This window comes from Kribbella sp. CA-253562 (genome assembly GCF_050942265.1).
GTDB lineage: Bacteria > Actinomycetota > Actinomycetes > Propionibacteriales > Kribbellaceae > Kribbella.
In genome coordinates, this window is sequence record NZ_CP192049.1 from 8,015,864 (window position 1) to 8,039,887 (window position 24,024).

Here is a 24,024-nt window from a genome sequence, read left to right on the forward strand (position 1 = left end):
TAAGTAACTCTTCGAAAGAGACTCCCCGTGAACCTCACCTCTCCTCGCCATGTCCCGCTGACCACCGACGGTGGGCCCGCGTGGACCGTGCGCGCCGTCGACGGCCCGGTCCCCGACCGGCACAGTGCGATCCTGGCCGCGCCGGTCGCGGCGACCGTGCCGGGTGAGGTCCACACCGATCTGCTGGCCGCCGGGGTCATCCCCGACCCGTTCGACGGCGCCAACGAGGGCAAGCTGCACTGGATCGGCCGGACCCGCTGGAGCTACCGGACCGAGTTCGACTGGCAGCCCGACGGCCACGCCGTGCAGGAGCTGGTGGCCGACGGCCTGGACACGGCCGCGACCATCACCCTCAACGGCACCGAGATCGCCAAGACCTGGAACCAGCACCGCTCGTACCGGTTCGACGTCACGACGCTGCTCGTTGCCGAGCGCAACGAGCTGGTGATCGAGTTCGCTGGCCCGGCGGACACCGCGGACCAGCTGGCCGAGCAGCTCGGGCTCTGGCCGCACACGAACCTGCACCCGTACAACGCGATCCGCAAGATGGCCAGCAACTTCGGCTGGGACTGGGGACCGGATGTCGCGACCGTCGGCATCTGGCGGCCGATCCGGATCGAGTCCTGGACCGGCGTGCGGATCGACACCGTCCGCCCGCTCGCCGGGCTCGACGGCGACCACGGCGTACTGGACACCAAGGTCGCGCTCGCCTGGGCCGAGGGGTTCACCGCCGACGCGACGATCACCGTCGAGGTCGGCGGCACCACGACCGAGATGACGGTTGCCGCCGGCACCGAAGAGGCCGGGATCACGGCGACCGTCGACGACGTCGCCAAGTGGTGGCCGCGCGGTCACGGCGACCAGCCCCTGTACGACGTGACGGTGGCGCTGCGGGCCGGCGAGCAGACCGACGGCTGGAGCTGCCGGGTCGGCTTCCGGACCATCACGATGGACGTCGCACCTGACGAGCACGGCGGCCCGTTCGTGCTGTCGGTGAACGGCAAGCCGATCTACGTGCGCGGCGCGAACTGGATCCCCGACGACGCGTTCGTCACCCGGCTGAACCGGTCGACGTACGAGCGCAGCATCGCCGACGCGGTCGACGCCGAGATGAACCTGCTCCGGGTCTGGGGCGGCGGGATCTACGAGTCCGACGACTTCTACGACGTCTGCGACGAGCTGGGCGTCCTGGTCTGGCAGGACTTCCTGTTCGCCTGCGCGGCGTACTCGGAGGAGGAGCCGCTGCGCAGCGAGGTCGAGGCGGAGGCGCGGCAGGCCGTCACGCGGCTCAGCCGGCACGCCAGCCTGGCGCTCTGGAACGGCAACAACGAGAACATCTGGGGCTACGTCGAGTGGGGCTGGCGGCAGCCGCTCGCGGGCCGGACGTGGGGCGAGGGCTACTACTTCGACCTGCTGCCGAAGATCGTCGCGGAGCTCGACCCGCGGACGCCGTACTCGCAGGGCAGCCCGTACTCCTACGACCACTTCATCCACCCCAACGACGAGCGCAACGGCACGATGCACGTCTGGGACGTGTGGAACCAGGTCGACTACTCGACGTACCGCAAGTACAAGGCGCGGTTCGTGTCGGAGTTCGGGTTCCAGGGGCCGCCGGCGTGGTCGACGCTGACCTCGGTGGTGCATGACGAGCCGCTCGACCCGTACGGCGAGCAGATGCTCGTGCACCAGAAGGCCTTCGAGGGCAACCTCAAGCTCGAGCGTGGGCTCGGCGATCACCTGCCGCTGTGGAAGAACATCGAGGACTGGCACTGGACCACCCAGCTGAACCAGGCCCGCGCCGTTGCCTACGGCGTCGAGCACTGGCGCAGCCTGTTCCCGCTGAACACCGGCACGATCGTCTGGCAACTGAACGACAACTGGCCGGTGATCTCCTGGGCCGCCGTGGACGGGCACGGGATCCGCAAGCCGTTGTGGTTCGCGCTCAAGCACGCGTACGCCGATCGCCTGCTGACCGTACAGCCGCGTGAGGACGGTCTGGTGGTTGCCGGCCACAACGACACCGACGAGTCCTGGTCGACGTCGATCACCGTCGCGCGCCGCAGCACCTCCGCGGGCGGCGCCGTGCTGGCGCAGGAGACCTTCGAGCTGGAGGTCGGTCCGCGCTCCGCGGTGCTGAACTCGCTGCCGGAGTCGATCGCCACGCCCGGCGACCCGGCCGCGGAGTACGTCGAGGTACGCGGCGCGGACGGCAGTACGGCGTACTGGTACTTCGTCGAGGACACGTCGCTGCAGCTGGCCGGGGACGCCTACACCGCGTCCGTGACGGCCGTCGACGGTGGCTACGACGTCACGGTGACGGCGACCGCACTGGCCAAGGACCTGGCGCTCTTCCCCGACCGCCTCGACCCGGCCGCGAAGGTCGACAGCTGCCTGATCACCTTGTCCGCGGGCGACTCGCACACCTTCCACGTGACCGGCGCCTCGGCCCCGGCGGAGGTCGGCGTACCGGTTCTGCGCTCGGCCAACGACCTGGTGGCTTGAATCTCCCCTGGGTGGAGACCGCATTGTTGACGGCATGACCTACTCGATCGGCGAACTGTCCCGGCGGACGGGCCTGACAGTGAAGACCATCCGCTTCTACTCCGATCGAGGGGTCGTGCCCAGCACTCGCTCCGCCACGGGGCACCGCCGGTACGACGGCCAGGCGCTGGCCCGGCTGGAGCTGATCCGCACACTGCGCGATCTCGGTCTGCCGTTGGCGATCGTTCAGCAGGTCCTGGACGGCCGCCGGTCACTCACCGAGGTCGCTGCCACCCAGGCGGAGGCGTTGACCATCCAGATCCGGCAGTTGCGGACGCGTCGCGCGGTGCTCGCGATGGCGGCTGAGCGGGATGCGGACGCCGGGACGCTGGACAGGCTGCATCAGTTCGCCCGGATGTCGGAGTTGGAGCGGACGGCGCTGGTCGACCAGTTCCTGACGGCGGTGTTCGAGCGGCCCGATCCGTCGCTGGCCGCGGCCAGGCGGTCGATGATGCCCGAGTTGCCGGACGAGCCGACCGATGCGCAGATCGCCGCTTGGGCCGACCTGGTCGAGCTCGTGCGGGACGAGCAGTTCAGCGACTTGATGCGAGAGCTGGTGGACGGGTACGCCGGGAGCGGCCTGCGGGCCAACGACGTGGCGGTGATCCGACGGGTGGTGGGACCGGCCGTCACGGCGGGGATCGACCCTCGATCGGCGGAGGCGGACAGCTATGTCGCGGCGGTGGGGAAGGTCGACGTCGACCGGCTCGCACTCGCGGCGGACGCGCGGCGCGAGCGCTACTTCGAACTGCTGGCGGTGGTGAACGGCTGGGCAGCGCCGGAGAGTCCAGCGGCGGCATTGGGGTGGTATCTGGAGGCCGTACGTCGCTAGACGACCTGCGTGCGCGCCAACGCTCGCCCTTCAGCTCGGTACCACTGGAGGGCAAGCACCAGGGCCAGGGCGATTTCCACCGCGTCGCCGCCGTAGTACATGAGCTTTGCGGCGGCGGCCAAGTCGGCTGGGGTGAAGGCCGTGCCGGGTGGCGGTGTGGCGTACAGCGACTTGGCCAGTACGGCGTGCGCCGCGCCGGTGAGCACGATGGCCGCGGCGCGCGGCCTGAGGCCGTAGCGGCGGCGTACTGGGTCTAGCTGGCAGATGGCGAAGGTGAAGAGCAGTCCGGTCAGTAGGACGTGCAGATGAACCAGCGCGTGGAGCCAGGGGTGTTCCTGGGTGCTGGCGAACAGAGGGGTTCGGTAGAGAGCCCAGAGGCTGCCGGCCTCCAGCAGGGTGACAACCGGGAGGCTGATCAGCCAGCCGGACCAGCGGGAGTGGACGACGCGGAGCAGAGCCCGGCGGGGTGAACTCGGTGGCAGGACGCGGAGCACGAGGGTGAACGGCCGTGCCAGGATGATCAGCAACGGCGCGAGCATTCCGATGATCAGGTGCTGAGCCATGTGGGCGGTGAACTCGCCATCGGGCAGCTGCAGCACCGCACCCAGCGCCAGCACGCCGACCACGAACGACAGGGTTCGCCAGCCGGACCAGGTGTCACCTCGTCGATGCAGCCGCTGTGCTGCCCAGACATAGGCCGCCGCCACAGCGAGCGCTGCTGCGAGGGCCGCCGGTGTGCCGCTGGAATGCGAGGCGTGCAGCCCGATCATGCGCGCCGCCGGAGCAGCAGGGCGCCGGCGACGACCATCACCGCGGCCAGGACGTTCCACGTCCAGTCGTAGACAGTCAGGTCGACGCCGTAGCGGATCTGGTGCAGGTCGAGCAGCTTGTGCTGGACGGTGCCGTCGTACAGCTGGAAGACGCCTGCGCCCAGCAGCACACCAGCCGTCAGTCGGCGGCGGGACAGACCGTCGCGGCGCCGCAGATCGGCGTACATCACCAGGCCGATGACAACGGCGAACCACCCGAAAGCGTGGAAGAGGCCGTCGGAGACCAGCCCGGCCGCCGGGGTCGACCGGTCGTAGAAGTGGTGCCAGTGCAGCAACTGGTGGAACACGGTCTCGTCGACGAAGGCAGCGGTCCCGATGCCGATCAGGACTCCGGCCCAGGTCGAGCGGGTGGGCAGCAGGGTGGGCGGCATCCGGCGCAGGTACCCAGCCCACCAGCCGGTACCCCTGCCACAGGCATACTCGTCGCTTGTGACTGGGGCACGGGGATGGACGGTGGCTGCGCTGTGCGCGGTTGTGGCGGCACTACTGGTCAGCTGCGGAGACAGCCCGCCATCGACGGCTCAGCAACCGCACACCACGCCCAGCGCCACACCGGCCAAGGCCAAGGCGAGCCAGAGACCGGCCACCAAGGACCGGCCCGGTCAGTCGCGCCAGACCAACCTGATGCCGATCGTGCAGCACGGCCCGCGGGACAAGCCGCGGATCGCGCTGACCTTCGACGCCGATCTGACCGCGGCCATGCGCCGCCGGCTCACCAGCGGCAAGGTCGAGTCCTACTACAACGACGCCCTCTTCCAGCACCTGCGCGAACTGAAGGTGCCGGCCACGCTCTTCCTCACGGGCCTGTGGATGGAGCAGTACCCGGAGCGCACCCGCGAGCTCGCCGCTGATCCCCTCTTCGAGCTCGGCACCCACACCTACGACCACCGGGCCTTCACCAAGCACTGCTACACGCTCGGCACCGTCCCCCGGCCCGAGATGCTCACCGACGTCCGTCGCGCCGTCACCATGCTCGACCGCCTCGACCCGCACGCCACCCGCTGGTTCCGCTTCCCCGGCGGCTGCTACGACGGTACGGCGCTGCACGAGCTCGCCCCGGCCGGTGTCACCGCGGTCGGCCTCGACGTGCCCGGCGCCGACGGCTTCGCCAAGTCGCCCAAGTCCATCGTCGACCAGGTCCTGCGGCACGCCCGCAACGGCTCGATCGTCGTTCTGCACATGCACGGCGGCGACAACGCGCCGTTCACCGACGAGGCGATCCCGCCGATCGTCAAGGCGCTCCGGGCGAAGGGCCTCGAACTGGTGACTGTGACGGAACTGATGGGGCACTGAGGACGTCAGAAGCGGCAGCCCGCTGCCAGTGCCCCGGACGGGGTGGCACCCTGGGCTGACCAGAATGTCCGGCAACCAGAGGGTGGCACTGTGACGACGACCGAGTCGCGGTCGCGCGGCCGTAACCTGCGGCGTGGCGCGCTGGGTGTCGGCGCCGGGACGGCGATCGGGGTCTCCTCCACCGCGCCGGCGTACTCGCTGGCTGTGTCGGTCGGGCTGCTCGCCGCCTACACCGGAGCCGCCGCGCCGATCGTGCTGGCCGCCAGCGCCGTACCGGTCGTCCTGGTCGCGCTCTGCTTCCGTGAGCTCAACCGGGCCGAGCCCGACTGCGGTACGACGTTCCCGTGGACCGAGAAGGCGTTCGGGCTGAGCGTCGGCCGGATGGTCGGCTGGACGACGGTGATGGCCTGCGTGCTGGTGATGAGTAACCTCGCCCAGGTCGCCTCGGTCTACACCTACGCCTTGCTCGGCCTGGACGGCGCGGAGAACTCCCGGCTCGCCCAGGCCGCCCTCGGAACGGCGTTCATTTTGGGGATGGCACTGCTCGCCTACCGCGGCATCCGCGTCGCCGCCGGCACCCAGTTGCTCCTGCTGTCGATCGAGCTGGTCGCACTGATCTGGTTCGTCGTCGCGGCCTTCCGCGAGGCCGGCAGCCTCAGCATCCCGGCGTTCTCCGACACCGGCGAGGGCGCCTGGGCGGCCGGAGTCCTGGTCGCGGTCTTCCTCTACTGGGGCTGGGACTCGTCTTTCAGCGTCAACGAGGAGTCCCGCAACCCGCGCAGCACGCCGGCGATCGCCGCCCTGGTCTCCAACGCGATCCTGGTCGTCCTGTACGTCGTGGTCGCCTGGGCCGCAGTCGCGTACGCCGGGACCGGGCCGCTGGCCGAGATCGCCGACGACGACTTCCTGGCCGTGCTCGGCGAGGACCTGCTCGGCACGGCCGGCGGCAAGCTGCTGATCGGCGCCGTCCTGGTGTCCGCGCTCGCGTCCACGCAGACCACGATCCTGCCGACGGCCCGGACGATGCTGTCGATGGCCCGGCGGGACGCCTTCCCGGGCCGGTTCGCCCGGATCTCCAAGCGGTACCAGACGCCGAGTGTGTCGACCTGGGTGTTCGCGGCCGCCAGCGTGCTGATCTACGTGACGCTCGTGCTCACTTCGGACGCCGTACTGGCCGACTCCGTCGCCGCGGTGTCCATCCTGGTCTCGCTCTACTACCTGGCCACCGCGCTGGCCGTCCCCGTCTACTTCACCGGCGAGTTGCGCGGCCGGGTCGTGCAGCGGGTGGTGGTGCCGCTGCTGGCGACCGTCTCGTTCGTCACCGTGCTGGTACTGGCGGTGGCCGACGTGGGTACCGGGCCGCTGGTTGTGGTGGGTGTGACGATGGTGGTGGGCGCGGCGGTGATGTTCTCGATGAAACCGCCGGCCGAGGGGGAGGGACGACGATGAGCGACCGCCGGATGCGCAGCGCGGGGATCACGCTCGGCCTGACCGCGCTGGTCGCGGCCTCGCTGACCGGCTGCTCCAACGACGACGAGGACCAGCCCGACTACGCGGCGATCTGCGTCGACCCGCAGACCGAGCAACGCACCGATGACTCCAACTGCAAGGACGAGCGGGAGTACCACGGGTCCGGCGCCGGGTTCTTCTGGTTCTACATGGCCACCCGGGGCGGCGCGTTCGTGCCGCCGATCGGAGGCCGGTACAACGCCGGCAGCGGCACCTACACGATCCCCCGCACCGGCACGGCCGGCAGCGGGAGCCCGACGATCAAGCGCGGCGGGCTGAACCCGGGTGGAGGCGACATCGGCACGATCACCCGCGGCGGCTTCGGCAAGTCCGGCAAGGGGAGCTCTGGCGGCTGATGTGGCGACACGCGATCAAGCCCCGGCCGGACTGGCGGGACAAGGTCGTCGAGCAGGGTCTGGTCTTCCCGATGACCGACATGCCCGACGGCACCGAGCGGCCGTACTGGAACGAGAGCGCCTGGTACGAGGTGACCATGGACGAGGTGCTGCACCTCGAGGCGGTCACCGAGGAGCTCTACGCGATGTGCAAGCACGCCGCGCAGGTGATGGCGGCCGGTGACCGGTTCAGCGACGCGCAGCTCGGGCTGGCGCCGGGCACGCTCCCGCTGGTGCAGGAGTCGCTGAAGCGGGACGACCTGTCGGTGTACGCGCGCTTCGACCTGGTCTGGAACGGCGTCGAGCCGAAGATGCTGGAGATCAACGGCGACACCCCGACCGGCCTGCTGGAGTCCGCGGTGATCCAGTGGAACTGGCTGGAGGACGTCTTTCCCGACGCCGACCAGTGGAACTCGGTGCACGACCGGCTGGTCAAGTGGTGGGCCGAGCAACTGGCCGCCGGGCGCTTCCCGGGCAACGAGGCGCACTTCTTCAACTCCGGCGCGGAGACCTCCGGCGAGGAGGCGATGACGGTCGCGTACCTGCGCGACACCGCGGCGATGGCCGGCCTGGCGACGTACGGGCACGAGATCGAGGACCTGGGCTGGGAGTCGTCGCAGCGCGCGTTCGTCGACTGGGGCGGGCGGCGGATCCGGACGGCGTTCAAGCTGTACCCGTGGGAGGACATGCTCGACGACGAGTTCGGCCGGTACATCCTGGCCGGCGTCGAGCGCGAGCCGGTGCAGTGGATCGAGCCGATCTGGAAGACGATGCTGTCGACCAAGGCGATCCTGCCGGTGCTGTGGGAGCTTTACCCCGACCACCCGAACCTGCTGCCGGCGTACTTCGACAACCCCGGCGACCTGCTGGAATGGGTGGCCAAGCCGCTGCACGGGCGCGAGGGCAGCAACATCCGGATCCACACCATCGGCGCGGACGACCACGTGCACGAGGGCCCGTACGAGACCGAGACGATGGTCTACCAGGAGTGGAGCCCGCTGCCGTCGTACGAGGGCAACCAGGCTGTGATCGGCAGCTGGATCGTCGACGGCGCCGCGGCCGGGATGATGGTCCGCGAGTCCGACGGGCCGATCACCGACTACTACGCCCGCTTCGTCCCGCACGCGATCGGCACCTCGCCGCGCCCCGACGAGGAGACGATCAAGCAGTGGCTGACGGAGTGATCAGTCCAGGTTCAGCGCGACGTACTTGACCTCGAGGTACTCGTCGATGCCGACGCTGCCGCCCTCGCGGCCCAGGCCGGACTGCTTGACGCCGCCGAACGGGGCCGCGGGGTTGGAGACGATGCCCTGGTTGAGGCCGATCATGCCGGTCTCCAGCTGCTCCGAGACCCGCAGCGCGCGGGCCAGATCGCGGGTGAACAGGTACGACACCAGGCCGAACTCGGTGTCGTTGGCCATCGCGACCGCCTCATCCTCGGTGTCGAACGCGGTCAGCGGCGCGACCGGGCCGAAGATCTCCTCCTTCTGCAGCCGGGCACTCTTCGGTACGTCGGTGAGCACGGTCGGCGGATAGAAGTATCCCTTGCCCTCGGCAACTTCCGCGCCGGTCAGCACGCGCGCGCCCTGCTGGACGGCGTCGTCGACCAGGTCCTTGACCTTGTCCCGCTGCTTGCCGTCGATCAGCGGACCCACCTGCACGCCGTCCTCGGTGCCGCGGCCGACCTTCAGAGCGGACATCTTCTCGGTGAGCTTCGCCGCGAACTCCTCGAGCACCGAGGAGTGCACGTAGATCCGGTTGGCCGCCGTACAGGCCTCGCCGCCGTTGCGCATCTTGGCCAGCATCGCGCCCTCGACCGCCTTGTCCAGATCGGCGTCGGAGAACACCAGGAACGGCGCGTTGCCGCCGAGCTCCATGCTGGTCCGCAGCACCTGCTCGGCGGACTGCTCGATCAGCGAGCGGCCGACCGGCGTGGAGCCGGTGAACGACAGCTTGCGGGTACGCGGGTCGCGGATCAGCGGCTCCATCACGCCGCCGGAGTCGCTGGTGGTGATCACGTTGAGCACGCCGGCGGGCAGTCCGGCCTCGGTCATCAGCTCGGCCAGCTTCAGCATCGACAGCGGAGTCTGGGCGGCGGGTTTGATCACCATCGTGCAGCCGGCCGCGACCGCCGGGCCGATCTTGCGGGCGCCCATCGCGGCCGGGAAGTTCCACGGGGTGATCAGCAGGCACGGGCCGACCGGCTGGCGCATCACCAGGAACCGGCCCTGCCCGTTCGGCGCGACCTGGTAGCCGCCGTCGATCCGCACCGCCTCCTCGGCGAACCAGCGGAAGAACTCCGCGGCGTACGCGATCTCGCCCTTGGACTCCGCGACCGGCTTGCCCATCTCCAGCGTCATCAGCAGCGCCAGCTCGTCGGCCCGCTCGGTCATCAGCTCGTACGTGCGGCGCAGGATCTCGCCACGCTCTCTCGGCGCGGTAGCCGCCCACTCGGACTGCGCCGCCACAGCCGCGTCGAGCGCCGCCAGCCCGTCGGCCGGGGACGCGTCCGCGACCTCGACGAGCGTCGTACCGGTGGACGGGTCCTCGACCGCGAGCGTTCTACCGCCGTCGGCCGATCGCCACTTGCCGCCGATGAACAGCTCGGTCGGACATGCCTGGACGACTTCCTGCTCGCGCGACATCAGCTCTGCCTTTCCATGGTGGTGGGGGCAGTACCCACTCTAGGCAGTCGCGTTCAGGCAGTGGCGACGAAGTGCGGTGCCGAGCGCGGCACCGTGCGAATGGCCCGGGTCAGGGCCGCCGCGACGGTGCGGAGGATGGAGGAGCGCACCAGGCCGTCGTACGCGAGTGGGGCGAGCATGATCTCGGCCGCGCCTGTCCCGGCGGCCAGCTTGGCCAGTCCGGAGGCAACGGTCGACCGGGAGCCGACGATGTGCCCCGGGTCGTCCAGCAGCCGCTCGGCCCGGCCGCGCTCGCGTCCGGTGATCGGGGGCTCCAGCAGCTCGAGCAGCTCGGCCGGCGTGGCTCGCGGCGAGGCACTGGCGAGCCGGTGCTTCACCCGTACGTACTCCGCGAGCCGGTTGAGCGCCTCCTGATCGGTGTCGGCGGCAACCACTCCGACCGACACTCCGAGGTACGGCTTGCCTGTGGGCCCGGTCGGCTCGAACGTGTCCAGGTACGCCGCCGCCGCAGCCACCGTGGCCTCCGACGCGGTCAGGAAGACCGGCAGCCCCCGTACCGCGGCCAGCTGCGCCGTGGCAGGCCGGTTCGCCAGCACGAACACCGGCGGCGGCAACCCGGCCAGTGTGAGGCGGACGTCGCCGACCGGCGTCCGCCCGGGCAGACCGTCACGCAGGAACCGGCACAGCTCGTCCAGCCGCTGCGGGAAGGTCTCCCGCGCGTCACCGGACCAGCCGAGAGCGGCCGCCGTACAAGGAGCCGAGACACTGCCTTCGCTGACCCCGAGATCGATTCGGCTCGGGTACGCCGCGGCGAGCGCGGCGAACTGCTCGGCGATCAGCAGCGGCTTGTGGTTGCCCAGCAGCACTCCCCCGGAACCCAGGCGGATCCGGTCCGTCCGGGCACCCAGAACTGCGGCCAGTACGGCCGGCGTCGCACTGCCGACGCCACGGACCCCGTGCTGCTCGGCCACCCAGAACCGACGGTAGCCCAGGTCGTCGGCGGTCTGCGCGACCTCGACCGTCTCCCGCAGCGCGGCGGCGGCGGACTGCCCGGCCGGCTGCGGCACGACGTCGAGCACCGAGTGGGCTGAGACCGGAAGGCCGGGAGCTGCGCTGTACACCCGTTCACGGTGACACCTGGACGCCGGACCCACATGGGGGATCTGCCCCCATGTTCTCGACCGGTGCCCGGCCCCCAAAGATGGGGGCCCACGGCACTTGTCCGGCCCGCGACCGGCCAGGCATCGTTCTCGGCGTTCCAGCAGATCCACCGACAGCGGGAGGCCGGCCACGAGGACAACAACCAGCGGGGGCCGGTGACGGTCACCTGCCACACCTGAGTTCCTGATCCGGACAAGCCTTCCACCAGAGGCCGGCCGGAACAGGCGCTGCTGCCGCGGGGCGGTCAACCCCCAGTCACCGTCCCGCGGACAGCAGCAAAACAAGCGTTTGTGGGACACCCACGTCGAAGCGAACGCTTGCGGAAATATGGGGGATCGATACCCATGTCTTCTGCTCCGCCGACTGCGACGCTGTGCCCGTGCTCGACTCAGCGACCGCCGGGGCGCCCCCGACCGACCAGCCGAAAGCCTGGTGGTCAGCGGGGCTCGCTCCGCACGAGCCGGAGTCGCCGATGCCGGCTTGGGCGGCGTACGTGGAACGCAGCCTTGACGGCAGCACGGCACCGCGATCTGTCCAGGAACCGGTGAACGGCGACTGGCAGCAGGCGGTGATCCGTTGCCTGCACCCCCTGCTCCAGACCGCCCGCGACGACCTGACCGCCGCCGGCCATAGCGGCCCGGTCACCGAACAGTTCCTGCACCGCTTGGGCCTGCGCCTGGTCAAACTCTCGGCCCGCACCCTGGTACTCGAACTCAACACCGCACGCCAACGCGGGGAACTGGCCGGCGCCACCCCGGCCGAACGCTTCACCGACTTCACCCACCGGCTCGTTGGAGGGAGCGAGCTGGCGGGTTTCCTGGCCGCGTACCCGGTGTTGGCCCGGGTCCTGGGCGAGGCGTGCCGGCAGAGCGTCGAGGGCCACCTCGAACTACTGGCTCGCCTCGCCGAGGATCGTGAGCTCCTGGTCGCCGACCTGCTCGGTGGCCAGGACCCCGGGCCGCTGACTGGCGTCCAGCCCGGCGGCGACCTTCACCACGGCGGGCGCAGCACCGCGACCCTGACCTTCGCCGGCAACCGGCGGATCATCTACAAACCGCGGCCTCTCGACCTGCATGTGCACTTCAACGACCTGGTGCAGTGGATGAACGACCGGACCGGCCTGGCGATCAGGGTGGTCCGGGTCCTCGCCCGGAGCGGGTACGGCTGGCTCGAGCACATCGACTACCACCCGTGCACCGACCTCGCCGGAGTGAGCCGGTTCTATCAACGGCAGGGCGCCCTACTAGCTCTGTTGTACGTGCTCGACGGCACCGACATGCACTACGAGAACCTGATCGCCGCGGGCGACCAACCGGTGCTCGTCGACGTCGAGACGCTGTTCCACCCGAACACGACGGTCGAGACCGCGACCGGCATCGACCCGGCGCACGCGGCGCTGCGCGACTCCGTCTACCGCACCGCGTTGCTGCCACTGCTGCTGGCCGGCGAGCACGGCGTCGCGGATCTGTCCGGGCTGGGCGGTGACGCGGACACCCTCGCACCACACAGCGTCGTCGACTGGGCCGACGCCGGACTGGACACGATGCGGCTCGTCCGGCGAAGGGCGCGGACGCGCGGCGGCCGGAACCGTCCGTACCTCGACGGGGGCGCGGCCGAACCCCGTGACCACGAGCTCGGCATCGCGACCGGATTCCGGCTGGCCTACACCACCATCGTCCGGCACCGCGACGAACTCCTCGGACCCGACGGCCCGATCGAGCGCTGCGCCGACGACGAGGTTCGGTACGTCGCACGCCCGACCCGCGTCTACACCAGCCTGCTGGACGAGGCCACCCATCCGAACGCGCTGCGAACGGCCGACAACCGCGAGGCCTGGCTCGATCTGCTGTGGGAGACCGACGTCACAACCCGGCGATTGGTCCCGCACGAGCTCGACGATCTTCGTGCGGGCGACGTACCGCTTTTCGTCACCCGCCCCGGCGGCACGGATGTCTGGGCAGCGGACGGCACGCGGATTCCTGAACTGCTCGGCGAGAGCGGTCTGGACCGGGTCCGGGCCAAGATCGCGGCACTCAACGAAGTCGATCAGCACCGTCAGCTCTGGATCATCTCGGCCTCGCTGGCGACTCGGCCGGGGCCTGTCGTGCACACGGCCAGGCCGTCGCGACCGGGTCTCGGCACGACCGAGGCAGATCCCGAACAGTTGCTGGCCTCGGCGACCGACATCGCAGATGAGATCGTCGCCCAGGCCGTCGGCGATCGCGGCGGACAAGTGAACTGGCTCGGTCTCGAACTGCTCGACGACCACCACTGGGCCGTGCTTCCGATGGGCGCGGGACTCACCAGCGGATACTTGGGGACCGCCTTGTTCCTCGCCCAGGTGGGCCGGCTCACCGGTGCATCCAAGTACGGCGAACTGGCGTGGGACGCGATCCAGCCCGTTCCGTCTCTGCTGGAGTCGCTGCGCACCGATCCGGCCGCGGTACAGGCGATCGGCGTAGGGATGCACGGGCTCGGCGGCATCGCGTACGGCCTGCACCGGTTGGCCGGTCTGCTGGACAACCCAGCGCCCGCCGCCTGGCTGGCCGACGTACTGGAGCTGTGCGGACAGGTCGAGCCCGACTCGGCGTTTCCGAACTTCGTCGACGGCGCCGCGGGCGGTCTCGCCGCCATGCAAGCGATCGAAGGGGTTCACACCGCTGCTTCGCTCGCCGTCCAGTACGCCGATCAGCTGGCCTCGTCGATCGAGCAGTCAGCGTCTCGCGGCGTCGGTCCGGCAGACGGACTCGGGTTCGCCCGTGGCCACCTGGGCATCGCCTGGGCGCTCGGCCGCTATCGCTCCGCTGATCCGCGGCATCGCGAAGCGGCGCTCGTCGCCACCCGCCTCGGCAGCGACGCGCCAACGCCCGGATGGTGCTCGGGGCACGCCGGAACAGTTCTCGCCCGGTGGTCGGCCGGCCAACCGATCGACGTGGATGAGTACCTCAGGACCACCCGGAACCGCCCACTGCTGGACGATCTCAGCCTGTGTCACGGCGAGCTCGGCGCTCTCGAGCCCCTGCTGTGGCTGGTCGACGAGTACCCGGCGGCCGAAGCGGTTCGGCGGCGCCGCGCGGGCATGGTTCTGACCGCACTGGCGCACCACGGCCCACGGTGCGGGACGCCGGGATCCGTTGCGTCGTCCGGTCTGCTGAACGGACTGGCCGGAATCGGCTACGGCCTGTTGCGTCTGGGCTTTCACCGGCAAGTGCCTTCGTTCCTCTTTCCACCTCCAGTTGTCTGACGGCGTCCACCCGTTCGCCGATCAGCCGTTTTCCCCGATAGGAGATCACCATGACCGCCCATGACGACCACGACCACCGCCCCGAGACCGATGAAGCCGACCCGCTCGGAGCACCGCTCCCACCGGCCCGCAGCCGGATCGGCTCGCGCGCCATGGCCCTGATCGGTCTGGTCGGCATGGGCGCGATCGGTCTCGCCGCGGCCACCGAGGCGTGCAGCACCTGGCCGACCCTGGAGCAGTGACCGCGGCCGGCGACCAGGTGAGCGGGTCGGAACCTGCCGATTCCACTGCGTCATGGCCTGTCCGTCGTTAAAGTTGGCAAGCATGCAGACCCGCGCGTCACATCTGGTCGGCAGGGACGGGGAGATCGATCATCTCCACCACCTGCTGACCGCGACGCGTGAGGGCCGCGGCGGCACCGCTTTCCTGGTCGGCGAACCCGGCATCGGCAAGAGCAGGCTGTCCGCGGTCGCCACCACGATCGCACTCGACACCGGCATGGTCACCCTACGTGGCCGTGTCGGTGCGCTCGGCACCCTGGTCCCGTTCCGTCCTTTCACGGAAGCGTTTCTGTCGCTGATCCGCCGGGGTGAGATGCCGTCGCCCGACGAGCTCGGCGCGTACCGGCAGGTGCTCGGCCGGGTGATTCCGGAGTGGAGTGACACCGCGACACCGCAGGCTGCGGTGTCACCGGTCATTCTCGGCGAGGCGGTGCTTCGGCTGCTGGAGCTGGTCGGCCGGGACAACGGCTGCTTGCTCGTCCTCGAGGATCTGCACAGCGCGGACCCGGAAACACTGGCGGTGCTGGAGTACCTGGTCGACAGCGTGAACGACGGCCCGGTGGCACTGGTGGCCACCCTGCGCGCGGAGGAGTGCCCGGCCCGCGAGCTCGCGCAGATCGCCGCGCAGCGTGGGACGGCTGACCTGGTGGAGCTTCGCCCACTCGACCGGGACCAGGTGGGCCAGCTGATCGGCGACTGCCTGGAGGTCTCTGCATCAAAGGTTCCCGACCTCCTGATCGACCGGATGTGGCAGGACAGCGCCGGAGTTCCTCTGGTGGTGGAGGAGTTGCTGCAGGAGGCGACTCGCTCGGGGCAACTGGTGTCGGCCCCGAACGGGAGCATCCAGGTCGTCGAAGGGCTTCGCACCTCCGTACCGGGTTCGATCGTGCGCAGTGTGACCAGCAGGATCGAGAAACTCGGACCCGAGTCGCGGGACCTCCTGGTGCTGGCCGCGGTAATCGGTCACCGGTTCCCGTTGAGCGTGGTGCGCCAGGCGACCGACACCGACGAACGGTTGCTGCTGGCCACCTTGAGGGCAGGGCTGGCGGCCCAACTGGTCGGACCCGACGAACCGGTCCCGGACTGGTACGCGTTTCGCCATCCGCTCACCGCCGAGGCGTTGCTGGCCGGCATCACCCCGACCGAACGCGGCGAACTGGCTCGCCGGTGCGCGGACGCCATCGAGCAGCTACATCCCGGCCTGCCCGGCGAGTGGTGCACGATGGTGGCCGAGCTGGCCGAGACGGGCGGGGACCCGATCCGCGCCGGCCGGCTGTTCGCCTCCGCGGGCCAGCGGTCCTTCGACAACGGCTCGATGGAATCGGCCGTCAAACTCCTGGAGCGGGCCACCGCGCTGCTCGAGTCCGACCCGGACATCGGCCACCGGGCCGACATCCTCGGTTCCCTTCTGATCGCGCTGAGCGAGACCGGGCAGTTCGAGAACAGCGCTGCCCACGCGGCGACGATCGAGCAAATGGCCTACCGCAACTTGGACAGCCGCAAGGTCGCCTCGTTGTACGTGCAGCTGGCGAACTTCGAGCACATGGCCGGCCGATGGGCCGCTGCTCTCACCCACGTCGCCACGGCGCGGTCGCTGCTCGGCAGTGACGCGGGCGACGCCGACTTCGCGCCGGTCGACGCGATCGCCGCTCATCTCGAGCTGGCGCGGACCAGTCCCGGGCGGATCAAGTCCGCGACCGAGCTGGCCTCCCGGGCGGCCGCCGCGGCCGAGCGTGCCGAGCTGCCGGCGGTGGCCTGCGACGCCCTGCAGCTGCTCGGCATCCTGTCCCGCGAGAAGGACCTGGACCAGTCGATCGACTACTTCCACCGGGCCCGTCAGGTCGCCGAGGCGAACAACCTGACCTTCCAGCGGGTCTGCTCGCACATCTTCCAGGCCGGCTCGATCCTGCTGGCCACCGGCAGCCTGGTCGAGCTCGAACGCGCCCGCCAGCAGGCGATGGGGATCGGCGCGATCTCGCTGGCCTACGAAGTGGACGGCACCATCGCCCAGGCGCTGGTGATGCGGTCCGAGCACGCGCGGGCCGGCCGGCTCATCGACGAGTGCCTGGACTTCACCCGCCGGGTACGGATCGGCCGGTCGGCGACGTACTTCCTGGCCACGAAGGCGATGCTCGAAGCGCATCAGGGCCACCGGGCCGCGATGGAGTCGGCGCTGGCCGAAGCCGCGACCTGGGGTGGCGAGCGCGCGTCGTACGAGCTGCCGTACTCGTACGGGCTGGCCCGCACGTTCTGCGCCCTGCTCGAGGAGAACCGGGAGCTGGCCGAGTCGGAGATGGCGCAGGCACTGGCCTACGACGCCCAGAACCCGACCACCTTCCACACCTCCGGAAAAAACGGCGTCGGTCTGCTGCTCGGCGTACTGTCCGGGCGGAACAGCTGGGAGCACCTGGAGGTCGTTCGCGCCACCTCGGCCAGCAAGATGCGGTGGAACAAGCAGTTCGTCCATCTGGCGCACGCGATCTTGCTCGGCCGGGCAGGCAAGGGCGACGAGGCAGCGCAGCAGGTCGCAGACGCACTGACGACCTCCGAGATCTACCCGATGGCCCGGCACCTCGGCCTGCGGCTGGTGGCCGAAGCCGCCTGGACCGACGGCTGGGGTACGCCGGTCGACTGGCTGCGGCAGGCCGAGGACTGGTTCCACCAGGCGGAGATCGGTCCGGTCGCCAGCGCCTGCCGGAGTCAGCTACGGCAGTGGGGCGAGACCGTTCCACAGCGGCGCAGCGGGTCTGACCAGGTCCCCGCGAACCTGCGCAGGCTCGGTATCACCACCCGCGAATACGAGGTCTGTCTCCTGCTCGTCGACCGGATCGGGAACAAGTCGATCGCGTCGCGGTTGCACATCTCTCCCCGTACCGTGGAGAAGCATGTGGCGAGTTTGATGACCAAGACGCGGCAGCCGGATCGGGAGGCGCTCAGTAGTTTCGCGCGGACGGTGTTGCAGGACTGATCCCGGGGCCTGCGCGTGTGCTCGGGCGTGTCGCGGCCGGACAGTGATAGTTGTCGTCGCACGCATCTCCGGGTGACCGCCCAGCCGGAGCGGCGGCGCGCGGCATTCCGCAGGTAATTTATGAACGCTCGCTTTCTATATAGGATGGGCGAGTGGCAGGCAAGGGGTCGGACATGAGCAAGGGAACGGTCGGCGGCGGCGGTACGACGATGCTGCGGCGGATCAACGTCGCCGCTGTGCTGGACGCTGTCCGGCGCTCGGCCCCGGCACCGCTGCGGGTGGCGGAGTTGGTCGAGCGGACCGGCCTGGCCAGACCGACCGTCGCGCAGGCGGTCGACGAGCTGCTCGACGCGGGTTGGCTGCAGCAGCACGGGCCGGACTCCGCGGACCGCTCGCTCGGGCGGCCGGCCATCCGGGTGTCGCTGCGTGGTCGCGCGGCACCGGTGCTCGGCCTCGACGTCGGCCCGCACCGGGTCACCGTCGGCGTCTCCGACCTGGCCGGCCGCAAGCTCTCCCTCGTACGCCGGTCCGGCCCGGGCTGGAGTGCGCAGGAGCTGCTCGGCGTGATCAGTGAAGTGATCACCGAGGCGCTGGCCGAGGCGGAGGTCCCGGCCGAGGACATCGCGGCCGCGGTCGCCGCCAGCCCGGGCATCGTCGACGAGCACACCGGGCGGGTCCAGCTGGTGCCGAGCGTGCCGGGCTGGTCCTCGATCGACCTGGTCAAGCACGTCCGCAGCCTGCTCGACTGCCCGGTCATGCTCGACAACGACGCCAACCTGGCCGCCCTCGCGATCGCCGCCGCGCGCGGTGGCACCGGCACCTTGCTCGCCGTCCAGTGGGGTGAGCGGCTCGGCGCCGGCATCGTGATCGACGGTCGCCTGCACCGTGGGACCGGCGCGGCGGGCGAGATCGGCTTCATCGCGACCGCGGCGGACGACGTGATCAACCCCGAGGACAGCCGCGGACCGCTCGAGCGCGCCGTCGGCTCCGAGGCGATCGCCGCCCTCGGCCGGCAGGCCGTGATCGACCACCCCGAGTCGCGGCTGGCCGAGCTCGGTCGCGACCAGCTCGACACGGCCGACGTGTTCGCCGCCGCGGCCGAGCGCGACCCGATCGCCCAGGCGGTCGTGCAGCAGGTCGCCCGCGACTTCGCCCGCGCACTGGCCCCCGCCGTGCTCGTGCTCGACCCGACCGCGGTGGTCATCGGTGGCGGTGTCGCCCGGGCCGGCGCGGTCCTGCTGGACGCCATCTCCGACCAGCTCCGCCTGCTCACGCTGAACCACCCGAAGCTGGAGCTGTCCGCTCTGGCCGAGGACGCTGTCGTCACCGGTGCGATGCGGATGGCGCTGGACGAGGTCTGGCAGCGCAAGCTCCCGACCCCGGCGCTCACCAGTCCTGCATAAAGAGCACACCGCCGGGCACCGAGCGGGCATGAGCACCTGGACCGACAGCCGCCCACTCCGTAGCGCCGGCGCGCTGGCAGTCTGCGCCGTCGCGGTCACCGCAGCGGCGCTGATCGGCGTACTGGGAGTCCAGGGCACCACCGAGCGGTACGCCGAACTCCAGCAGCCCGGCTGGGCCCCGCCGAGCTGGCTGTTCGGCCCGGTGTGGACAGTGCTCTACGCGATGATCGCCGTCAGCGGCTGGCTCGTCTGGCGCCGTACCGGCTGGTCCCGCGAGCTCGTCCCGTACGCCGTACAGCTGGTGCTCAACGCGATCTGGACCCCGCTGTTCTTCGGCGCGGACCGGATCGGCCTGGCATTGGTCGAGATCGTGCTGCTGTGGGCAGCGATCGCCTGGACCGTGATGACGTTCCGTCAGGTCAGCCGGCCGGCCGCCGCGCTGCTGCTCCCGTACTGGGCCTGGACCACGTTCGCCGCCGCGCTCAACGCGACCATCTGGTGGCTCAACCGCTGATCCGGAGGCGCGCAGTGGGATGATCACTGCGTGTCAGGGCAACAGGCCATCCCGAAGTGGCAGCAGCGGGCGGCCCTCTGGGTGGGGCGAGCGGTGGTCACCGCCGCCGTTTGGTCGTTCGTCGCGGTGCCGTTGCACCTGGCCGCGCCGGAGGTGGTCAAGCACGTCGAAGCGGTGATCGACTTCTTCGGCATCCCGGCCGGGCACACGTTCCTGTCCGCGGTCTATCTCGCGGTGGTCGGCAGCGCCCTGCTGCGCGGCAAGCGGGCCGCGCTGCTGTGGGTGCTGTGGGTCTTCGAAGGGCTGACGCTGATCACCCAGATCGCCGCGCTCGGTTTCATCAGCGTGCAGATCGCGAACCCGAACGATCCGGATCTGATCGCGGAGTTCGGCCGGGCCTCGGTCGAGGACCTCGAGCTGGGCATCGTGCGCGTGGTCGTGCCGGTGCTGATGATCGTGCTGCTGTGGAAGATCCGCGACAGCTTCCCGGCCCGGCTGGCACCCGGTAGCCGCCGGCTGGCGATCGGCGCCCTGGTCACCGGGCTGCTGATCTCGATCGCGGTCAGCATCACGCTGACCCAGGTCTTCCCCAACACCCTGAACGGCCAGAAGGAGAAGATCGGCTGGGCCGTCTTCGCCGCCTTCGGGCAGAGCCGGGCCCGGATGGGCTCGGGTCACGAGGGACACCCGTGGGTCGGCCTGACCGTCGGCTTCATCTCGGCGGCCTCGCTGGTGATCGCGTTCTGGATCTTCCTCCGCTCGGTGCGCCGGGTGCGCTACCTCAGCCAGTCCGAGGAGCTCGAGGTCCGCCGTCTCCTGCTCCAGTACGGCGAACGCGACAGCCTCGGCTACTTCGCCACCCGCCGGGACAAGGCCGTCGTCTTCTCCCCCGACCGCAACGCCGCGATCGCGTACCGGGTGGTCAACGGCGTCAGTCTGGCCAGCGGTGATCCACTCGGCGACCCGGCCGCCTGGCCCGCCGCGATCCGGACTTGGCTGACCGAGACCCGCACCTACGGCTGGTCCCCCGCCGTGCTGTCAGCCAGCGAAGAGGCCGCACGCGCGTACGTCGAGGCAGGGTTGCGGGCGCTCGCGATGGGCGACGAGGCGATCATCGACGTCGCCGACTTCACGCTCGAGGGCCGGACCATGCGGCCGGTCCGGCAGGCCGTCACCCGCGCCCAGCGCGCCGGGTACCACGCGCAGGTCGTCCGGCACGGCGATCTCGCCGCCGACGAACTCGCCCAGTACGTCGAACTGGCCGAGCAGTGGCGCGGCGCCCGGACCGAGCGCGGCTTCTCGATGGCCCTCGGCCGGCTCGGCGACGCGGCCGACGCGCGCTGCGTGATGGTCATCGCGCGGGACTCCGAGGGCGCGGTTCGCGGGTTGCTGTCGTTCGCGCCGTGGGGCGTGCGCGGCGTCTCGCTCGACCTGATGCGCCGCGATCCCGAGTCGGTCAACGGGCTGATGGAGTTCATGGTCACCGCACTGGTCGACGCCTGCGGCGATCTCGGTGTGCACCGGATCTCGCTGAACTTCGCGATGTTCCGCGAGATCTTCAGCGACGCCGAGCGGGTCGGAGCCGGCCCGGTGCTGCGCCTGACCAACGCGTTGCTGACCGCGGCCTCGCGCTTCTGGCAGCTGGAGAGTCTCTACCAGAGCAACGAGAAGTACTTGCCGCGCTGGTCGCCGCGGCTGATCTGCTACTCCCGCGGCGCTTCCCTCGCGCAGGTCCTGCTCGCGGCCGGCACCGCTGAGGGGTTCCTGCCCGCGCCCCGGCCGTGGACCCGGGTCGACGCCAGCACCAGCACGGACCGGCACGCGATCACGGTCGGCAACAGCGCGAAGTTCGCGGTCACCGTGCAGGAGCAGGAGAACGAGCTGCTCCGCCCGGCACTGCCCGACCGCAAACTCACCGAGCAGGAACGGATCCGGCGCGCCAAGCTCGCCGCAATGGTTGCCGCAGGCATCGATCCGTACCCGGTCACGGTGCCGCGGACGGAGACCCTCGAGCGGATCCGCGCCCTGCACGAGAACCTGCCGCCCGACCACCACACCGGTCACCAGGTCTCCGTCACCGGCCGCGTCGTCCGGCTGCGCGACCACGGCGGCCTGGCCTTCGCCCAGTTGCAGGACGGCCTCGACCAACTGCAGGTGATGCTGACCGCGAGCACTCCCGAAGACCTCGCCAACTGGTACCGGTACGTCGACATCGGCGACCACGTCAGCATCACCGGCGAGGTCGTGACGAGTCGCCGCGGTGAGCTGTCGGTCGCCGCGACGAGTTGGACGATGGCGGCCAAGTGCCTGCACCCGTTGCCCGACAAGCGCAAGGGCTTCACCGATCCCGAGGCCCGGGTCCGCCAGCGCCACCTCGACCTGGTGATGAACCCGGACTCGCTGCGGATGCTGCGCCACCGCAGCGTCGCCGTACGCGCGCTGCGCCAGGGCTTCGAGGCGCGCGGCTTCACCGAGGTCGAGACGCCGATGCTGCAGGCGGTGCACGGCGGCGCGAACGCGCGGCCGTTCGTCACGCACATCAACGCCTACGACACCGAGCTGTTCCTGCGGATCGCGCCGGAGCTGTTCCTGAAGCGGCTCGGCGTCGGTGGGCTGGGCAAGATCTTCGAGCTGAACCGGAACTTCCGCAACGAGGGCGCCGACGCCACCCACAACCCCGAGTTCACCTCGGTCGAGGCCTACCAGCCGTACGCCGACTACCACGTGATGCGCGAGCTGACCCGCGAGCTGCTGCTGGAGACGGCCGTCGCGGTGTTCGGCAAGCCGGTCGTCCAGCGCGACAGCGAGGAGCTGGACATCTCCGGCGACTGGCCGGTCGTCACCGTGCACGAAGCGGTCAGCCGAGCCACGGGAGTCGACATCGATTCCGGTACGCCGGTCACGCATCTGCGCGCCGTGTGCGCCAAACACGGCGTACGCGCCGGCTTCGAGCTGACCGCCGGCGAGCTGGTGCTGGAGCTGTACGACGAACTGGTCGAGCCACGGACCACGCTGCCCACCTTCTACACCGACTTCCCGCTCGAGACGTCGCCGTTGACCCGCGGGCACCGCACCGACCCCCGGCTGGCCGAACGCTGGGACCTGGTCGCGTTCGGCGCCGAGATCGGTACGGCGTACTCGGAGCTGGTGGACCCGGTCGAGCAGCGGCGGCGGTTGACCGAGCAGTCGCTGAAGGCCGCCGCCGGTGATCCCGAGGCGATGTCGCTGGACGAGGACTTCCTGGCCGCGCTGGAGTACGCGCTGCCGCCGACCGGCGGGCTGGGACTCGGCGTCGACCGGATCGTGATGATGCTGACCGGGCAGAACATCCGGTCCACGCTGGCCTTCCCGTTCGTCCGTCCGGCACCCCGGAGCTGACTTACGGGTCGCGACGGACCCGTAAGGCCCTTACGCTTTGCGGACAAGGGGTTCCACGGACCTGGGGTGGGGACAAATGAAGAAGCTGGTTTCGGTGGTGCTCGGGGTGGCACTGCTCGGTACGGCGGCAGGGTGTGGGGACGGTTCGGCAAGCGAGGCCGACCCGAGTACGTCGGCGGTGACAACCCCGACGGCCGGTACGACGACGACCACGGCCGCGCCCGCGCCCCCGCCGAAACCGGCGGGCCCGCTCACCGGTGCGCAGTACCAGGCGAGCCTGGCGAAGATCGACCAGCAGATCGCGACCGACCTGCGCGGCCTGACCGGCGCGAAGAGCGGCGACAACCTCGCCGACGCGATGGACACGCTCGCCGAGTCGCTGAACTCGACCGCCGCCGAGCTGGCCATCCTCAAGGTCCAGCCGAACATCGCGGCCGCGCACAAGACACTGCAGGCACGGCTGCGCGCAGCGGCCGCGTCCCTGACCGGCACGCAGGCCGACAACGTCGACACCAACGCCAAGTGCGGCGGAGTCGTCTACACCTCGCAGAACGTGCAGCGGAAACTCACCGCGGACCTGACCGGCGCGATCGCCCCGCTGCAGCGCTTCGGGCTGAAGTTCGGGACGACGCTGCCCGACCTCGGCCCGGAGCCGGCCGACCAGCGCCCGTCGAACGGCGACGTCCTGGTCCGCTCCGGCCCGCGCGGCTCGGGCCGGCTGCAGGTCACCAACGGCACGACCGACGACGTCGCGGTCGCGATCGTCACCGACGGCAAACCGCCGAGCAAGCCGCACCTGCTGGTCTACGTGCAGGCCAAGAAGACCGCGACGATCAACCGGATCGGCGGCAAGTACCACGTGTTCTTCAAGAGCGGCACCGACTGGAATCCCAAGCGCCGCCAGTTCAGCGCCGGCTGCAGCTTCCAGAAGTTCGACGACGGCTTCGGCCGCAACGAGGCCTGGAAGATCGACCTGCAACCGACCCTGCTCGGCAACGCCTCCACCAGCGACGTCGACGCGTTCTGAGCC

At 70.3% G+C, this 24,024-nt stretch carries 17 protein-coding genes; 13 read left to right on the forward strand and 4 right to left on the reverse strand.

The window, feature by feature from the left end; translation table 11 throughout:
* Window positions 1–27 precede the first annotated feature (27 nt).
* Window positions 28–2,502: a glycoside hydrolase family 2 protein gene (locus ACQPXM_RS38120; protein WP_432942845.1), complete on the forward strand. Its 2,475-nt coding sequence runs from the start codon at window positions 28–30 to the stop codon at window positions 2,500–2,502.
* Between the two features lie 34 nt (window positions 2,503–2,536).
* Window positions 2,537–3,373 (forward strand): MerR family transcriptional regulator, encoded by an 837-nt coding sequence (locus ACQPXM_RS38125; protein ID WP_432942846.1) that lies wholly within the window; start codon window positions 2,537–2,539, stop codon window positions 3,371–3,373.
* On the opposite strand, the gene ACQPXM_RS38130 is transcribed toward ACQPXM_RS38125, so the two are convergent.
* Both ACQPXM_RS38130 and ACQPXM_RS38135 read right to left on the reverse strand, forming a co-directional pair.
* Window positions 3,370–4,143, reverse strand: a complete 774-nt coding sequence (locus ACQPXM_RS38130) for a cytochrome c oxidase assembly protein (protein ID WP_432942847.1) — start codon at window positions 4,141–4,143, stop codon at window positions 3,370–3,372. The two genes, ACQPXM_RS38125 and ACQPXM_RS38130, sit on opposite strands and share 4 nt — an antisense overlap.
* Window positions 4,140–4,574 (reverse strand): DUF2243 domain-containing protein, encoded by a 435-nt coding sequence (locus ACQPXM_RS38135; RefSeq protein ID WP_077019525.1) that lies wholly within the window; start codon window positions 4,572–4,574, stop codon window positions 4,140–4,142. Before ACQPXM_RS38135 ends, ACQPXM_RS38130 begins: the two co-directional genes overlap by 4 nt.
* A gap of 82 nt (window positions 4,575–4,656) precedes the next feature.
* Here ACQPXM_RS38135 and ACQPXM_RS38140 point away from each other — a divergent pair, with 82 nt between their 5' ends.
* The 4 genes from ACQPXM_RS38140 (at window position 4,657) to ACQPXM_RS38155 (ending at window position 8,584) form a co-directional block, all read left to right on the forward strand.
* Entirely contained in the window at window positions 4,657–5,496 is an 840-nt protein-coding gene (locus ACQPXM_RS38140) for a polysaccharide deacetylase family protein (RefSeq protein ID WP_432942848.1), read from the forward strand.
* A gap of 90 nt (window positions 5,497–5,586) precedes the next feature.
* Window positions 5,587–6,945: an APC family permease gene (locus ACQPXM_RS38145; RefSeq protein ID WP_432942849.1), complete on the forward strand. Its 1,359-nt coding sequence runs from the start codon at window positions 5,587–5,589 to the stop codon at window positions 6,943–6,945.
* Window positions 6,942–7,361 (forward strand): hypothetical protein, encoded by a 420-nt coding sequence (locus ACQPXM_RS38150; RefSeq protein WP_432942850.1) that lies wholly within the window; start codon window positions 6,942–6,944, stop codon window positions 7,359–7,361. The genes ACQPXM_RS38145 and ACQPXM_RS38150 overlap by 4 nt, the downstream gene beginning before the upstream one ends.
* On the forward strand, window positions 7,361–8,584 hold the full coding sequence (locus ACQPXM_RS38155; RefSeq protein ID WP_432942851.1) for a glutathionylspermidine synthase family protein: 1,224 nt from the start codon (window positions 7,361–7,363) through the stop codon (window positions 8,582–8,584). The genes ACQPXM_RS38150 and ACQPXM_RS38155 overlap by 1 nt, the downstream gene beginning before the upstream one ends.
* Here ACQPXM_RS38155 and ACQPXM_RS38160 read toward each other — a convergent pair whose 3' ends face one another.
* Complete coding sequence (locus ACQPXM_RS38160) at window positions 8,585–10,045, reverse strand: NAD-dependent succinate-semialdehyde dehydrogenase (RefSeq protein WP_432942852.1); 1,461 nt, start codon at window positions 10,043–10,045, stop codon at window positions 8,585–8,587.
* Between the two features lie 53 nt (window positions 10,046–10,098).
* Window positions 10,099–11,166, reverse strand: a complete 1,068-nt coding sequence (locus ACQPXM_RS38165; protein ID WP_432942853.1) for an MsnO8 family LLM class oxidoreductase — start codon at window positions 11,164–11,166, stop codon at window positions 10,099–10,101.
* Between the two features lie 419 nt (window positions 11,167–11,585).
* Between ACQPXM_RS38165 and ACQPXM_RS38170 the strand changes: the two genes are divergently transcribed.
* The 7 genes from ACQPXM_RS38170 (at window position 11,586) to ACQPXM_RS38200 (ending at window position 24,021) form a co-directional block, all read left to right on the forward strand.
* The gene (locus tag ACQPXM_RS38170) at window positions 11,586–14,450 is read left to right on the forward strand and encodes a type 2 lanthipeptide synthetase LanM family protein (protein WP_432942854.1); all 2,865 of its coding nucleotides are present in this window, start codon (window positions 11,586–11,588) and stop codon (window positions 14,448–14,450) included.
* Window positions 14,451–14,500: 50 nt separating this feature from the next.
* Window positions 14,501–14,692, forward strand: a complete 192-nt coding sequence (locus tag ACQPXM_RS38175; RefSeq protein ID WP_432942855.1) for a hypothetical protein — start codon at window positions 14,501–14,503, stop codon at window positions 14,690–14,692.
* 82 nt (window positions 14,693–14,774) lie between these two features.
* Window positions 14,775–17,699, forward strand: a complete 2,925-nt coding sequence (locus ACQPXM_RS38180; RefSeq protein ID WP_432942856.1) for a helix-turn-helix transcriptional regulator — start codon at window positions 14,775–14,777, stop codon at window positions 17,697–17,699.
* Between the two features lie 173 nt (window positions 17,700–17,872).
* A complete protein-coding gene (locus ACQPXM_RS38185) occupies window positions 17,873–19,102 on the forward strand; it encodes an ROK family transcriptional regulator (protein WP_432942857.1) in 1,230 nt (409 codons plus the stop codon).
* A 28-nt stretch (window positions 19,103–19,130) separates the two neighbouring features.
* Window positions 19,131–19,616, forward strand: coding sequence for a TspO/MBR family protein (locus ACQPXM_RS38190; protein ID WP_432942858.1), 486 nt, complete (start codon window positions 19,131–19,133; stop codon window positions 19,614–19,616).
* 30 nt (window positions 19,617–19,646) lie between these two features.
* Entirely contained in the window at window positions 19,647–22,994 is a 3,348-nt protein-coding gene (lysX, locus tag ACQPXM_RS38195) for a bifunctional lysylphosphatidylglycerol synthetase/lysine--tRNA ligase LysX (protein WP_432942859.1), read from the forward strand.
* A 76-nt stretch (window positions 22,995–23,070) separates the two neighbouring features.
* Entirely contained in the window at window positions 23,071–24,021 is a 951-nt protein-coding gene (locus tag ACQPXM_RS38200; protein WP_432942860.1) for a hypothetical protein, read from the forward strand.
* Window positions 24,022–24,024 lie beyond the last annotated feature (3 nt).

Excerpts from the sequence above, each read along its gene's own strand:
- ACQPXM_RS38125 (WP_432942846.1), top strand. The coding sequence starts at position 2,537 with ATGACCTACTCGATCGGCGAACTGTCCCGGCGGACGGGCCTGACAGTG.
- ACQPXM_RS38155 (WP_432942851.1), top strand. The coding sequence starts at position 7,361 with ATGTGGCGACACGCGATCAAGCCCCGGCCGGACTGGCGGGACAAGGTC.
- ACQPXM_RS38150 (WP_432942850.1), top strand. The coding sequence starts at position 6,942 with ATGAGCGACCGCCGGATGCGCAGCGCGGGGATCACGCTCGGCCTGACC.
- ACQPXM_RS38200 (WP_432942860.1), top strand. The coding sequence starts at position 23,071 with ATGAAGAAGCTGGTTTCGGTGGTGCTCGGGGTGGCACTGCTCGGTACG.
- ACQPXM_RS38190 (WP_432942858.1), top strand. The coding sequence starts at position 19,131 with ATGAGCACCTGGACCGACAGCCGCCCACTCCGTAGCGCCGGCGCGCTG.
- ACQPXM_RS38160 (WP_432942852.1), bottom strand. The coding sequence starts at position 10,045 with ATGTCGCGCGAGCAGGAAGTCGTCCAGGCATGTCCGACCGAGCTGTTC.
- ACQPXM_RS38180 (WP_432942856.1), top strand. The coding sequence starts at position 14,775 with ATGCAGACCCGCGCGTCACATCTGGTCGGCAGGGACGGGGAGATCGAT.
- ACQPXM_RS38185 (WP_432942857.1), top strand. The coding sequence starts at position 17,873 with ATGAGCAAGGGAACGGTCGGCGGCGGCGGTACGACGATGCTGCGGCGG.
- ACQPXM_RS38135 (WP_077019525.1), bottom strand. The coding sequence starts at position 4,574 with ATGCCGCCCACCCTGCTGCCCACCCGCTCGACCTGGGCCGGAGTCCTG.
- ACQPXM_RS38175 (WP_432942855.1), top strand. The coding sequence starts at position 14,501 with ATGACCGCCCATGACGACCACGACCACCGCCCCGAGACCGATGAAGCC.
- ACQPXM_RS38130 (WP_432942847.1), bottom strand. The coding sequence starts at position 4,143 with ATGATCGGGCTGCACGCCTCGCATTCCAGCGGCACACCGGCGGCCCTC.